Here is a 16,748-nt window from a genome sequence, read left to right as displayed (position 1 = left end):
TCATGTTTAAGAAATTTTTAGGGATGGTTACTATTTCTGCTGTTATTTTCTTTGGCCTGTTGTTAAACACATCCTATGCAGTTGAACAAGTGGTGTGTGTAAGCACTGCTGCAGAATTGCAGGCAGCTCTGAGCGCTGCTCAAAGTAACAGTAAGGACGATACAGTTCAGATCATTCAGGGGTATTATGCAGGTCATTTTACATTTGCTTCTACTGAAGCATATGACCTTATTATAAAAGGCGGCTATACCACCGGCTGCGCCACAAGGGTGATTAGCCCTGCCAATACAGTGCTGGACGGCGGTAATAACGGGAGAGTTCTAACATTATATGGCAAAAACAACAGCACTGACCTAACAGTGGAAGGGATTACTGTTCAGAACGGTAATGATGACGGCGCAGGTATGTATATTTCTAGTGATACTACGAGTATGAATACAGTTACTCTGAATAACAATATAATTATAAATAACAGTGCTGGTTATAATGGCGGTGGGATCTTAATTTCCAGCGGCTTGGGGACTATCATTACTGTAAACGTTATCAATAATATCATCAGCAGTAATACCTCTGGTTATGATGCCGGTGGGATCTTAATTTCTGGGACTATCTCTACTGTAAACGTTATTAGTAATATCATCAGCAACAACACCTCTGGTTATGAAGGCGGCGGAATATCCATTTCTGAAGTAAGGGGAACTATTTCAAAAGTCACTTTAATAAATAATACGATAACCGGTAATTACGCAGATTATGAAAGCGGTGGGGTACAAATTGCCAAATACTACGGCACCATAGGAACAGCTGATATCTATAATAATCTTATCTGGAACAACAGTGCTGATTATCAGTGTAATGACCTTTATATATATGTCAACGTAGCAAACATCCACAACAATGACTTTGAGTGGAGCACAGGTTGTGTCCCTACTCCTGTTGAACCGAGCAATCTTAATAACATAGCCCCGCTCTTTCTCGATCCAACCTATGGGATATATTCTCTGCAGAACGGTTCTCCTGTAATAGATAAAGGCAGCAGCAGCGCACCCGGATTGCCGTTGACTGACATAGATGGCAACCCCAGAGTAAATGGCGCTTCGCCGGATATGGGAGCATATGAGAGGTCCGGTGGAAGCGGCTTTGCCTTGACGGTAACCAGAACAGGGACAGGGAACGTAACAAGCGCTCCTACAGGTATTGACTGCGGTTCTGACTGCTATGGATTTTATGCTATAGGCAGTACAGTAACACTTTCAGCCACACCGGGTGCAGGCTGGGCATTCACAGGCTGGAGCGGCGACTGCAGCGGTTCCGGTGAATGTATTGTAACGATGAATAGTGACATAAGCGTTACTGCCAATTTTAACGGGATCAATCCGAACCTCAGTGTCACAAAAAACCGCTTCGGCAGTGTTGCAAGCACTCCTGCAGGTATAGCCTGCGGTGCTGACTGCTCTGAGTTTTATGCTCAGGGCACAGCGGTTACCCTGATGGCCACACCTGAAGCCGGTTGGTCATTCAGCAATTGGAGCGGGGCATGCAGCGGTTCGGGTAATTGTGTCGTTACGATGAATGGCGATACAAACGTTATTCCCAATTTCATTAAGCTTCAGGAGATTGCTATTTCTATTTATAATATTCAAGGCATAGTGACAAGTACTCCTTCAGGTATTAACTGCCCGCTGGGCGACTGTAGTATGGGTTTTCCTTACGGCACTGAGGTTACTTTAACTGTTACTCCATATCCTGGTTATACATTTAGTTGGGGTGGTGATTGTGATGGCTTTGGCGCAGGTGATTGTATCCTCACAATGGATGGATTTAAATCTGTCAGTGTAAGGTTCAGAGGGATCATCCCGGTATTAAATGTCAGAAATTACGGCAGTGGCAGTACTTCAAGTGTTCCTGCGGGTATAGACTGCGGGGCTGACTGCTCTGAGTTTTATGCTGAGGTCACAGCGGTCACGCTGACAGCCACGCCTATGACAGGCGCTACATTTACAGGCTGGAGCGGTAACTGCAGCGGTTCAGGGGCATGTATCGTAACAATGAATAGTGACAAAGTCGTTTATGCCAATTTTACCCAGCTTCAAATTCCAATTCTTACTGTCACTAAAAACGGCACAGGCAGTATTACAAGTAATCCAGCAGGTATAAACTGTGGATCAGATTGTTCAGAGACATATAGCTCAGGCACATCTGTCACTCTCACAGCAACTCCTGCAACAGGCTTTACATTCACAGGCTGGAGCGGAAGCGGATGTTCAGGCACAGGCACATGCACTTTAGCCATGACTTCTGCAAAATCTGTTACAGCTACATTTTCATCTATCTCTTCATCTTATAATTTGACCGTCAGCAAGACAGGCACAGGAAGCGGAACAGTTACGAGTTCTCCATCTGGAATCAATTGCGGATCAGATTGTTCAGAGACATACAGCTCAGGCACATCTGTCACTCTCATAGCAGTACCTGTAACAGGCTCTACATTCACGGGCTGGAGCGGGAGCGGATGTTCAGGCACAGGCACATGCACTGTAGCCATTACTTCTGCAAAATCTGTCACTGCTACATTTACGCTTTCCTCTTCACTTTATAATTTGACGGTCAGTAAGACAGGCACCGGAAGCGGAACAGTAACGAGCTCTCCTTCGGGCATCAATTGCGGAAGCGACTGTACCGAGGCGCTAAACTACCTCACGTTTGTCACTTTCACGGCAACTCCTGCAACAGGCACGACATTCACGGGCTGGAGCGGAAGCGGATGCTCAGGCACAGGCACATGCATTGTAGCCATGACCACAGATAAGTCTGTCAATGCCGATTTTACCTATACACATGCGTTACTTACTGTCACTCAAAGCGGCACAGGCAGTATTAATATTAATCCCAATCCTGCACAAATAATAAACTGCGGTTCAGTATCTTGTTCCAGGCTTTATGCTCTGGGCACTGCCGTAACACTTACAGCTACAACAACTTATGATCCCGGCTGGATATTTACTGGCTGGAGCGGGGCATGCAGCGGTTCATCAAGTACATGTGTGGTAACGATGGATAGCGATACAAATGTTACTGGCAACTTTTCTCTCAGGACAGATGCTAACCTTGAAGTGGTTAAAAATGGCAATGGCACTGTAACAAGCAATATCTCAGGTATCAACTGCGGCAGCGACTGCAGCGAACGTTATGAAAAAGGCACAACAGTCACACTTACTGCTGTACCTGCTGACGGATGGGTGCTTGTGAGTGACTGGGCCGGGCATTGCAGCGGGATGTCAAGCTGTGCTGTGACCATAAGCCAGGACGAGTCCATACCTGTGACATTTGAGGCGATCGGCAAGTGGATAACAGAACCTATTGACAGTGATACAGTCATTGGCGATTTCAATTCAATAGCTATTGATCCATCAGGCAGCCTGCATATCAGCTATTACAAAGGATATCCGAGCGAGAAACTTATGTATGCGACAAACGCTTCAGGTGCATGGATTGTTGAGACTGTTGACAGTAATCTCGGAACCTGGTCGACAGACACTTCAATGGCAATTGATTCATCAGGCAAGATACATATCACTTACCAGAATTATTCCAGCAGAACACTCAAGTATGCATCAAATGCCTCGGGTTCATGGGTTGCTGAGACGCTGGATGGTAATATAAATACCGGATACTCTAATGCTATTGCGATAGATTCGCTTGATAACGCGTATGTGGTTTATTATGAAAGTCCGGGATCTTTAAAGTACATGACGAATGCCACCGGCTCATGGGTGACAGAGATATTGGAGGAGCCAGGTTCAGCAGGTAGCGTCTCGATAGCTGTTGATTCACTGGATAAGATTCATATAGGTTATAGCATCTCGCGGTTAGGTTTGAAGCATGCATCAAATGCATCTGGTACATGGGTGACAGAGACAGTGGACAGCGAAGTAACTGCGGGCGCCTATAACTCGATAGCAATTGATTCACAGGATAAGGTGCATTTTAGTTATATGGGGTACGTTACAGGTTCTTCGGTAAAAATTTTGAAATATGCGAAAAACACCTCCGGCTCATGGGTGATTAATGTGGTTGATAGCAATGAAAACGTCGGCCAGTTTACATCAATAGCTTTAGATTCTTCAGGCAATAGCCATATTTATCATACTAATCAAACAGATCTGTTATATAGCACAAACAGCTCAGGTTCATGGATCACAGAGCTTGTTGATGTAGTTGATGATGTCTGGGGACAGGGAGGTGGTGGGGCGATTGCGATTGACTCATCCGATGACGTGCATATCAGCTACAAGAAAAATATGGGATGTTACTCCACCCTTATGCATGCCACAACAGCGCCGGGTCTTGTTCAGGGCTTAAAGATGTCGGGTAAAGACCTTCTTAGAGAGAAAGAGGGTATCCGCACGTTGGGCTTTGACGGCAATAATGACGGCGTCTCTGATTGCCAGCAGGACAATGTCAAGTCATTGTATATTTACAAGGATATTTACAAATATGTAACCTTTGCATCTCCTGCCGGCACAGTGCTGAGAGACCTTAAGGTGACTGAAAACCCTTCACCTGCTGATGCGCCCGCACATGACTTCCCGTACGGATTCTTTGAATTTAAGATTGATAATGTCTCAGGAAGCGTGACTGTGACCATTTACACAGACGGGCCGACACTTCTCACATATTACAAGTACGGCCCCACACCGGATAACCATACAGCTCACTGGTATGAGTTTATGTATGACGGCACAACAGGCGCTGAGATAAACGGCAATATTATTACACTTCATTTTGTTGACGGGCAAAAGGGTGATGATGATCTCATTGCTGATGGAACAATAATAGACCAGGGAGGGCCTGGGGTAGAACAGACTCCAGAGGCAGTTCCGGTAGAAGAACCGAGTCCGGAGACAGGTAGTAGTAGTGGAGGCAGCAGCGGAGGAGGATGTTTCATAGCCACTGCTGCATACGGCAGTTATCTTGATCCTGAGGTCATGGTTCTGAGAAAGTTCAGGGATAACTATCTTTTGACAAATTATATCGGCAATGCGTTTGTAAGTTTCTATTACAAGAATTCCCCGCCGATAGCTGATTATATCAGCAGGCATGAAGGCTTAAAGGTTACAACAAGAATCGCTCTCACTCCGGTGGTCTATGGGGTGAAGTATCCGAAGACAGCGTTGATCTTCTTTGTTTTTATTGCATCGGTAGTTTTTTACACAACGAGAAGAAGCAGATAATAGTTAGTAATGAATTGACTGAAAGTGTTTCTTACATTTAATCGCCGGGTAAGTGCTTGAAGAAGAACGAGCCTGATAAGGGATGCAAGGATTCTTGCTTTCAACACAATGGTTGCAACTAAGAATAATTGCTTTATTACAGTCTGTTGCACTTTTTTTACCAGATTCCGTAAAGAAACCTTGCATCCTTTGACCTAAGGGGATTTGCCGGAGCATGGCTCCATATCCCTTTAATTTATTAGCGTAAATTTTGTTTGCCTCAATAATGGCACGGATTCTGCCTTATAAGAGTTTAATTAAATATATAACCATAAAAATATAAGGAGAGCATTGTGAAAAGAGAAAAGTTATTTACCCTGTTCTTTATGAAGAGTTTTATCCTGCCGATCTTCGCATTGGCGCTGTTATTCGGCTTTTCCCTGCCCGCCTTTTCAGCACCCGTAGACAACGGGGATTGGGCAACAGACTTCAGTATTAACCCTCCAAATACCGGGACATCACCTGAGGTAGGCTATGTGGCTCTTGGCCAAAGTATCCCAAGCATGGCTGGTATGGAGTTTACGATTGAAGCTTGGATATATGGTTTATACCCTGCATTAAATAATTCACCTGGAATTCACAATATTTTTGGCCGCGGAGAAGACGTTGTAGGCTTTAATATCTGGTGGGCATCAGGAAGAGCAAATTTTGCAGTAAAGTACCCAGACGTAGCCACAGCATACATGGTCAGGGCTCCTGCTGGAACTGCAGCTGCACCCAACATATGGACACATATGGCAGCTGTATTTACTAAAGAGGATCATTCAACCGGCCCTAATGCTCACGCAGATTGTACTGCTGCGGGTTCGATAGGTGCCCGGGCACAGTCACCTCATATGGATATTTATGTTAATGGGGTTTATGGAGATTGCGGGACAGTAGGAAGTAGACAGCTTGAATCGCTAGGAAATTCATATGAGATGATTGCAAGGTCGCCGACTATCGGGCCGGCTCTGTGGGGGATACCCAGTATGCCAAGCCCCAATGTTAAAAGCCAGCTTATTATTGATGATCTGCGTTTCTGGGGCACTGCGAGGTCAATGGCTGATATTGTTGCTTGCAAGACTGCGGAACTGGTTCCAGGCACAGGTCAGTGCGGAATGGGAAACGCCGGTCTGCTAAGCTATTGGAAGCTTGATGAAGGTACGGGCCAGAAGATTATTACTGATTCTTCCATACATCAAAATAACGGCAGTCTGGAGTACTGTGATTATAATTGTGACGGCCCCTTCAGTACTTCCAAATCTTGGAACTGTGCGGATGTTGCAATAACCAATCCCGGAGTTCTCTGCACTGATCCATGGGTAAATAATCCTCTTGCAGGCGGGCCGTCTGTATGGCAGAGTGCGGACACTTACACTCTTTCAGTTAACCTCGCGGGCTCTGGAAGCGGAACGGTAGGAAGTTCTCCTGCCGGTTTAATTTGCGGCCCAACAACATGCTCCGGACAATTTCCCAACGGTACTAATGTAACCCTTGTAGCAGCTCCGACAACAGGCTCTACATTCACAAGCTGGAGCGGAGGATGTACAGGCACAGGCGTATGTGTAATTAGCATGACTTCGGATAAATCCGTCACAGCATCATTTGCACTTAACACATATAGCCTGATCGTTGAAACTACGTCAGGAGGTACAATAACAAGCAATCCGCCGGGTATTAACTGCAGCTCTTCTCCGGGCATGAACGCTGTTTGCCCTGAAAATTTCAATTACGGCACAGCGGTAACTCTCACTGCAACTACTTCTACGGGTTACTCATTCACAGGCTGGAGCGGAGGCGGATGCAGCGGCACAGGGACATGCATTGTCACGATGAATGCTGCAAAATCTGTCACAGCCACGTTCGCACTTAACACATACACTCTGACCCTTTCTTCTCAATGCGGCACAATAATGTACAATCCGCCGGGTAATCAGGGCCAAGCTTGCGTAGCTGTTGCAGGTTATACCTGTCCACAAACATATAATTACGGCACAACAGTAGCTCTCTCTTTCACACCTTACACAGGCTCAACTTTTGCCGGCTGGAGCGGCAGTGGATGCACAGGTACAGGTATATGCATGGTGAATATGACTGCTAACAAGTCTGTCACCGCCACCTGCGGATCTAATATATATGCTTTAACCGTCACAAAGACAGGCACAGGAAGTGGCATGGTTACGAGTTCCCCATCAGGTATTGACTGCGGAAGCGACTGCACTGAAACTATTAACTCCGGCACATCTGTCACACTCATGGCAACGCCGTTGACAGGCTCTTCGTTCACGGGCTGGAGCGGGAGCGGATGTTCAGGCACAGGCACATGCATTGTCAGCATAACCGCTGCAAAATCGGTCACCGCCGCATTTACGCTTAACACAAATGATCTGACAGTCACAAAATCAGGCACAGGAAGCGGAACTGTGACAAGTTCCCCCTCTGGCATCAACTGCGGAAACGACTGCTCTGAGACGCTTAACTATATGACGTTTGTCACTTTCACAGCCACACCTGCGGCAGGCTCGGCATTCACAGGCTGGAACGGAAGCGGTTGCTCCGGCACAGGCACATGCATCGTAGCCATGACCACTAATAAGTCTGTCTCCGCCAATTTCACACAACTGCCTGATGTAACTCTTTCTGTTGATGTTGTCGGCAATGGAAGGGTGACAAGTTCTGGAATAGATTGCGGCAATGACTGCAGTGAGATTTTCAGTCAGGTTGGCGGCATTAACTTGGAATTTCTATCAGCCATTTCAGACCCGGGATGGGAGTTTGCCGGATGGAGCGGTGACTGCACAGGCGCCATTACCCCTTTTTGCGGGTTATCAATGGATGCCGACAGGCATGTCACAGCTATCTTTATTGAGATAGCAACACTTGATGTTGAGGTTGTCGGGGGCGGTACAGTTACCAGCGTTCAAGCTGGCATTGATTGCGGAGCTGACTGCAGTGAGACATATGATATGAATGCAGGTCATTCTGCTGCACTGGTTGCTGCGGCTGCAACAGGATGGGAGTTTGCCGGATGGTCAGGAGACTGCGCCGGAACAGGCGATTGCGCAGTAGTAATGGATGCTGATAGAAATGTTACGGCAACCTTCACATCATCTCTATCATATGTTATCACCGACATAGGCGTATTGCCCGGTGATAACAGAAGTGAGGCGTATGGGGTTAATAAGCTGGGGCAGGTTGTCGGGATATCATACAACAGCGCTGATACCGGAAAGCGTCATGCCTTTATATGGGACAGGACAAACGGCATACAGGATCTCGGGAACCTTGGTGTTATATACAGTCAGGCAAACGCTATTAATGATTCAGGTCAGGTGGTTGGTTATTCAAGAATAAGCGGCACAACAGGGCATGCTTTCTTATGGGACAGGATAAACGGGATGCAGGATATCGGCACATCGGGTGTAAGCAGCAGCGCTAATGACATCAATAATTCAGGTCATGTAGTTGGGGATATAGGCGGCGGACTATGGGGTAATCCATTTATATGGAATGAGATAAACGGGATGCGGGAGCTTCCTCTTTATGCAGGAAATTATACAGCTTCAGCTGCGGCGATAAATGAGGCCGGCCAGATTGTTGGTTTCACTTCAATGTACAATTGCCCTATTAACTGCTCTGATTGTATCTGTGCAAATGACCTTTCTGGTCATGCTTATGTGTGGGATGAAATAAATGGCATGACAGACCTTGAGCCTTTACAGGGTTATAACAGCAGCAATGCCAAAGATATAAATGATAACGGCCTGGTTGTAGGGGATGACTTTTCTTCCTGGTCCATATTTAGTTTTAGTTCCAATCAAACTTATACCAGTTTCGCGTGGCAGAAAACAGCTGGCATTGAAGTCCTGTTTGATAATGAGCCGTTAAATATAAGGAGGCTGAATAATATCGGCCAGATAGTCGGCCAGGCGAGCACCGGGGATGGTATTTGTTTAGAATCTGGTGGTGGGATAATAAATGGTGATGGAGAAATAGTAGTTAGTGGAAGCAGCAGTTCATGCATACCTTTTGAGAACCATGCATTTGTCTGGAGCCAGGACAACGGGGTGCAGAAGCTCAATTACTTTTTGCCTGCGGGTTCTCCATGGAGATTGGAAGACGCATATGAAATAAATGACAAAGGCCAGATCGTAGGTTACGGAACATATAACGGTGAAAGGCATGCATTCCTTGCGACACCGTCTAATTTCGACAATGAAGATGACGGCGTGCCTGACATCAATGAACAGGGGCCTGACGCAAACGATCCGAACTTTGACGGGAACAATGACGGCACGCCTGACTCTGAGCAGGGAAATGTCGCGTCTCTTTACACGGCTGATACTCAAAACTATGTGACACTTGCAACACCTGACGGGATAGTTCTGAGCAACGTATCTGCAAACGGCAATCCATCGCCAGATGACGCGCCTGACGCAGACTTCCCATACGGCTTCCTTGATTTCACTATAATCGGCCTGACACCGGGCGGAGCTACAACATTGACCTTATATATTGAGAGCGCTGACGTAAATACATATTTCAAATACGGCCCGACACCTGATAACACCTCACCTCACTGGTATGAGTTTATGTATGACGGCACAACAGGCGCTGAGATAAACGGCAATATCATCACGTTACACTTTGTTGACGGCCAGAGGGGTGATGACGACCTCATTGCTGATGGAACAGTAATAGATCAGGGCGGGCCGGGTGTAAGTTCAGACAGCGGATCATCCGGCAGCAGTTCGGGTGGCGGAGGCGGCGGTGGATGTTTCATAGCCACAGCTGCATACGGCAGCTATCTTGATCCTGAGGTCATGGCTCTCAGGAATTTCAGGGATAGTTATCTTTTGACAAATTATATTGGAAAGGCATTTGTAAGTTTTTATTACAAAAATTCCCCGCCGATAGCTGATTACATCAGCAGGCATGACTCATTAAGAGTGACCACAAGGATCGCTCTTACACCGGTGGTTTATGGTGTGCAGTATCCGAAGTTATCAATTATATTCGTCGGTCTTATATCGATGATGATCTTTTTTAACAGGAAAAAGGATAAATGAAAAGAACTGAAACTTAACTTCTACCGGAGGCTAACCAAAAATGAAATATTTCATAAAACAGAGTATGCTTCTGGCCTTTTTGTTGGCTGCGGTATTTGTTCTTCCGCAACGCTCAGATGCAGCGTGGACAACAGAAGTTGTAGACGACCCGAGATTTTTCCAGAACATAAGCAAACATGCAATCGCTGTTGACAGTGATGGCATTCCTCATATTGTTTATGGCGCAGATAGTCTATATCATGCCTATTTCAACGGCAATGAGTGGCATTATGAAACTATCTATGACCATCCTGTTGCAGGCCTATACTCTTCTTCCATGGATATATCTTTTACGCTGGATGCTGATGACAATCTCCACATCGTTTTCCCCTCTCGTGACTCAGGGATTTTATACGCAACTAATAAATCCGGTGCATGGACAGTAGAATCTGTTGTCAAATCGGGAAATGATCTTTCTATAGCTGTCGATTCCGCAGGCAAAGCTCATATCAGCTATAGGGAGACAATTGACACAGTGGATATTAACGGTGACCATTCATACACTTTAAATCTCAAGTATGCAACCAATGCCTCAGGCTCATGGGTTTTCAAGACCATTGACACCGGCAGGACAGGCTGGCAGAGTTCTATAGCAGTTGATTCATCAGGTAAGATACACATTGCTTATCTGGATATGTACATTGATGATATTCTGAAATATGCCACTAACAGCTCCGGCCTTTGGAATATTACAACCATAGACAACAGCGGCAATGTTGGAAGTCCGTCAATCACAATTGACAGCTCAAACAAGGCTCACGTTATATATCTTGACACAACTGATGGTTTGGCCAGAAATTTTGTCTACGCAAACAACCGGACAGGGGCATGGATCAAGGAATATGCATTATCCGGCCAGTCCAGCAGTGTAAATATATCAGGAAACAGTCTTGATCCTTCAGGCAAGCTCCATTTCTTATTAATGGATACGGGAACCATTAAACACGTGACCAATTCTTCCGGTTCCTGGACAACTGAACTTATTGCCAATGGCGCAATAAATCCATATGGTTCATGTTCAATGACGCTTGACAACTCAGGCAAGGTTCACACCGCTTACGTTTCAACAAAGTTCGGAGAAACTAATAAACTTAACTACCTTACTAATCATTCCGGGAATTGGGCAGGTTCGCTTGCTGACAGCGGAAGCAGCTCCGGAAACAGTAATTCAATAGCTGTTGATTCGTCTGGACATGTTCATATCAGTTACATAAATTCTGCTGACGGCAAAAATACCACTTTTGGCAAACTTTCATATGCCTCAAATGCCTCCGGCACATGGAGGAAAGAGGTGATTGATAACCTGTCACATGTTTATTCTCCTGATGCAACCTCAATTGCCGTTGACAGGTACGGTTATGTCCACATCAGTTACTATGATTCAGGAAGTAGAATCCCTAAATATGCAACTAATGCTTATGGAAAATGGGTGATTGAAAATGTTGATATTAAAGAGAGTGCCATACAAATATCGGGGGAATCATCTATAGCTTTGGACTCATCCGGCAAAGTCCATATCAGCTATAGTTGCAAATACACAGCTTCCTCCTCTCCTCAATGCCTGGCTTATGTGACAAATGCGACCGGGGCCTGGACGCATAAGATACTTTATTCCGGAGCAGGTAGTTCCAAGATAGCTATTGACAGCCTGGATAATGTCCATATCGGCTTTATTTCCACTACGTCCGGCACCTTCATGATAATGCATATAACTAATGCCGTAGGCGAATGGGTAAGTGAACAGGTTGGAAACAGCTATGAGGGCAGGTTTGACATGGCTCTCGACTCTTATGATAATGTTCATTTTGTCTACCTCAAGAGCGGAATTCCATCTATAACCACTAAAATCCTTCAGCATACAGTAAAAAAGAATGATGCCTGGACAAGCGAGACATTCCCCGAAACATCATCCAGCAACGATAATATAAGACATCCTAAAATTGTTCTTGACCCATCTGATAATGTTCACATCCTATATCAGGATGGAACTGTGTATCAACAAGGGTCAATCAAATATATTTCAAATGTTACAGGAGCATGGGTTTCAGGTGTTGTTGATGACAAAATTATAGGGTCTTATCTTAAGTTAGCATCAATGGCAGTGGATTCATCCGATAATATCCACGTAAGTTACTATGACGGAAATTATATGTCTTTAAAATATGCATTTCTTTCTCAGGCATCCAATGACCATTTACTGAGTGTGGGGATTGCAGGGACAGGCTCTGTAAAAAGCATTCCTAATGGCATAGACTGCGGATCCGACTGTTCTGAGATTTATCCTGTAAACACCGTTGTTGCTTTATCTGCCCTACCCGGCGCAGGTTATGTTTTTACAGGCTGGTCAGGAAGCGGCTGTAGCGGGACAGGAACTTGTCAGGTCACAATGAATGCCGGAAAGTCTGTTAAGGCAACATTTGTATCGGCAACACAAATATTCCACACCCTCACCGTAAACACTGTTGGAGAAGGTGCTGCCTGGAACTTTAACGGAATTTATTGCGGCAGTGATTGTACCCAGAGCTATGCTGAGGGGACAACGGTAAAACTGATGGCAAGTCCATCTGCAGGATGGCTATTCAGCGGATGGGGAGGCGCTTGCAGCGATATAGGAGAATGCAGTATTCAAATGAACGAGGACAAGAATGTCACCGCAAGATTCATTCCGCCCTCTGTCTGGAGAACAGAGACCCTTGATGCGAGCGTTAAAGTTCACTTCTATGCACAGAGTGTTATAGACTCCTCCGACAAATTACACATCGTTTACATAGACGACGCAAATTCTCCCTTGCCTGCCCTTAAATATATGACTAATGCCTCCGGAGCCTGGAGTTTAAAAAATTTAGGTGGGGGAGGTGGCGCGATTGCTCCTGTAATAGCAGTGGACTCATTAAAAACCCCCGGCATTCTTGTCAGTGATCTATCTTACGATCTTCGATATATTAAAAAAACTTCTACCGGGGGATGGCTTAACAAAAATATAGCATTAAATGGCGAGTATCAAGGCGGCCAGCTTGTCATTGACTCCTCAGATAAGCCGCATATACTCTATTTTGCCAAACAATACCCTTACTGCTTAGTCTATGCTACAGAGATAAACGGTGCGATAGTTAAAGAAAACACAAACACTATCTGCGACAGCACCTATTATTTAACGTCATTAGCATTAGCAGTAGACGCCTTAGGCAAGGTTCACATCGCTTCAGTAAACAATTCGAGAGACATAACATACGCAACCAATTCATCAGGAACCTGGTCTGCATCTACTATTGAAAGCACACTTAATATAAAGAAGATATTCATGTTACTTGATTCCTTTAATGCGCCGCACATTTTTTACTATACCGGGACTGCTCAACCCAATGCTTTAACCCACGCGTATTATTCCGCCGGCTCGTGGCATAAAGAAACTACGGGCATTACAGGGTGGTGGGGTTCCATTAAAATAGACTCACTTAACCGCTTTCACGCTGCCGGCTATCGGGTTGTGGGATCCCTTAGTGTTCCGTTGTACGCCTCTACATTATCCGGAAATTGGGTTGCGGAAGAGATCGGAACTAATGGCTATTATTCTGCTCCCCCCTCATTAAATATTGATTCGTCAAATAATGCACATATTATTTATAGCGGGGATGAGGCTTTTCCATACGATTACCTTCAGTATTCCACTAACTCCTCCTCTAAGGACATGAGCACTATAAATGTCAAAATAACCGGCACCGGCAGTGGTGTCATTGCCAGCGGAGGAGATATCTATTGCGGCTCCGATTGTTCGGCAACAGTGAATAACGGCACAACAATCACACTTACGGCAACTCCGGATAAGTGGTCTGTATTCAATGGCTGGTCAGGCGGGGGATGTTCAGGCACAGGCAATTGCATAATAACTGTTTCATCTTATACTGATGCTACCGCCACATTCACAGAAGTGCAGAAGCATTACCATCTTGAGATATACCGCGGAGTTGTCGGCCAGGTTATCAGTGATCCAGAGGGAATCGATTGCGGCGGTGGCGCTGGTGATTGTGAAGAGGATTATCCTGAAGGTACAGTGGTCACTTTATGGGCTGAGCCCTGGTACGACTGGTTTTTTTATCGTTGGTTTGACGATTGCAGCGGAAAAGGCAATTGTATTATTACAATGAATTCAGACAAAATCGTTACAGCTATATTCGCAAAAGCCCTCAGTGTTGAGATAGTTGGCAATGGTTCCGTGAAAATGGTTGGCAATAATACTGCGACAGGTGAGCTGCCGGAAATTCAATGTTCAAGTGACTGCGATGAACAATTTCCAGGCAACACATATGTAACACTTACAGCAGTGCCGCAGCCGGGATGGAAATTTGCTGGCTGGGTGGAGAACACCGGGAATCCTGTAAGTGCAGGTTTAAATAAAATTACAAGCTGGGTGGAAAACATCAAGAACCTTGTTAATCCAGGTTCAAGAAGATCCGGCAGCATAAAAACTCTTACCAACAACTCCACAAACGTCGAAACATATCTGGTTTTAATTGATGATAATAAATCTGTATCAGCCACATTTACACCACTTAGCACTTACTCTTTAACAGTCACCAAGACCGGCACAGGAAGCGGAACAGTTACAAGTTCACCATCAGGCATTGACTGCGGAGGCGACTGTACTGAGACACTTAACTATATGACCTTTGTCACATTCACAGCAACGCCCTCGGCCGGCTCTGCATTCACAGGCTGGAGCGGCAGCGGGTGTTCGGGCACAGGCACATGCATCGTAGCCATGACCACAGATAAGTCCGTAACCGCCGCATTTATGCCTAATCATACATTGACCGTCACTTCAGCATGCGGAACTGTTACAAGCTCCCCTTCCGGCATCAACTGCGGAGCAGACTGTTCAGAGGCATATGATGAAGGAACTGCTGTAACACTTAACGCAGCACCAAATGCGGGATATTTGATATCCGGCTGGAGCGGCGATGCTGACTGTGCTGACGGGATAGTTACCATGAATGCTGACAAGAGCTGTTCAGCAACATGTGTTGAACTGCCTTCAGTATGCACCCCGTCCTCTATCCGCTGTGTGCCTGATGAATATCAGGCCATACAGTCAGCTATAAACGCCTCACATCCCGGTGACTCTATCTTCATAGAACAGGGGACATACTTTGAGCAGCTCAATGTTCCTAATGGAGGGGCATTGACCTTAGAAGGCGGGTGGAACTTTGATTCAGAGACAAGAAGCGATGACCCGTCACTTACTGTTATAGACGGAAGCGATACAGGCAGGGTGTTTCATATCAACCCGCAGGTCGCCACACCAGGCCTCGATCTTACCATTCAAGGCATCACTATTCAAAACGGACGATCAGGCTTCGGCGGAGGCATATACGCAATCAACGACAGCAGGCAGAACAGGATCAAGCTGACACTCCATAATAATATATTAAGAAACAACCTGGCGGCCGGTGATTACGCAGATGGCGGGGCGCTTGTCGTAATGTCACAAAACGAAGACATCGAGGTGATACTGACTGATAACGAGATATACGGAAACCATGCAGACTATGACAGCGGTGCGATCCTCTTCAGGCCGTACGGATGGGGGACGACCATTACCGCAACAATAAATGGCAACAACATCCATGACAACACGGCAAGGTTCGGCGCAGGTGTATTCTTCTATAGCGACGGGAATGACAACGGCAGCATAGCCACCATATCGAACAACGCCATAACGAACAACAAGACTGACGGCTGTTTCGTGCAGAATAACGACTTCGGCGGGCCTGCATATGCCGGAGGCATCGGAGTCATAACAAACGGCTTCAGCAGAAACAGCATCACGCTTTTGAACAACACCATATCCGGCAACGAAGCGGCAGCAGGGGCAGGTGTCTACATAGGGACAGAGCATGCCCGTGATCCGGGCAATCCGTATTACAACGCGCAGACAATATTCAATTCACAGGGCAACACCATCACAGGGAACATAGCTCCGGATATATGCAGCGGATACCCGAACGTATCTAACGGAGGGGGAGTGACGATCAACTCGGATGCTGACCTCACTGAAGTCTCTACCTTCACATTCAACAACGATACGATAACAGGCAACGGCCTGTATGACTTTATACTTGAAACGGGCAACAGAGATACGGTAAACATAACATCCGCTCCTGATTCAATGATAGGTGTGAGAAAGAGATACAACAGCAGGGAGTATGACGCCACGCTATGCCCTGACAGCGACTGGTCGAGAAGGCCGTGTATCCTTACCGGCGAAACTGTACTTCTTTTTGATACGCCCTTTGACACTGACGGGGTTGCCGACACACAGGAGCAGGGGCCTGACGGCAGCGATATGAACTTTGACGGCAATAACGACGGCATACCTGACTGTCAG

Annotated in this window: 3 protein-coding genes; all 3 read left to right on the top strand. The window is 46.0% G+C overall.

What is annotated here, in order from left to right; translation table 11 throughout:
- Nucleotides 1–2: 2 nt before the first annotated feature.
- Nucleotides 3–5,234: an InlB B-repeat-containing protein gene (locus tag HY807_00075; GenBank protein MBI4824806.1), complete on the top strand. Its 5,232-nt coding sequence runs from the start codon at nucleotides 3–5 to the stop codon at nucleotides 5,232–5,234.
- Nucleotides 5,235–5,566: 332 nt separating this feature from the next.
- A complete protein-coding gene (locus HY807_00070; protein MBI4824805.1) occupies nucleotides 5,567–10,324 on the top strand; it encodes an InlB B-repeat-containing protein in 4,758 nt (1,585 codons plus the stop codon).
- A 40-nt stretch (nucleotides 10,325–10,364) separates the two neighbouring features.
- Nucleotides 10,365–16,748, top strand: a 6,384-nt coding sequence (locus tag HY807_00065) for a hypothetical protein (GenBank protein MBI4824804.1), incomplete at its 3' end; no start/stop codon positions are given.

It is taken from the genome of Nitrospirota bacterium, assembly GCA_016207885.1.
GTDB lineage: Bacteria > Nitrospirota > Thermodesulfovibrionia > UBA6902 > UBA6902 > JACQZG01.
The sequence above is the reverse complement of the archived record's forward strand: the minus strand, read 5'-3'. Positions and strand labels throughout refer to the sequence as shown.

What these genes read in the sequence shown, in the direction of transcription:
- HY807_00075 (MBI4824806.1), top strand. Translation starts at nt 3, where the DNA reads ATGTTTAAGAAATTTTTAGGGATGGTTACTATTTCTGCTGTTATTTTC.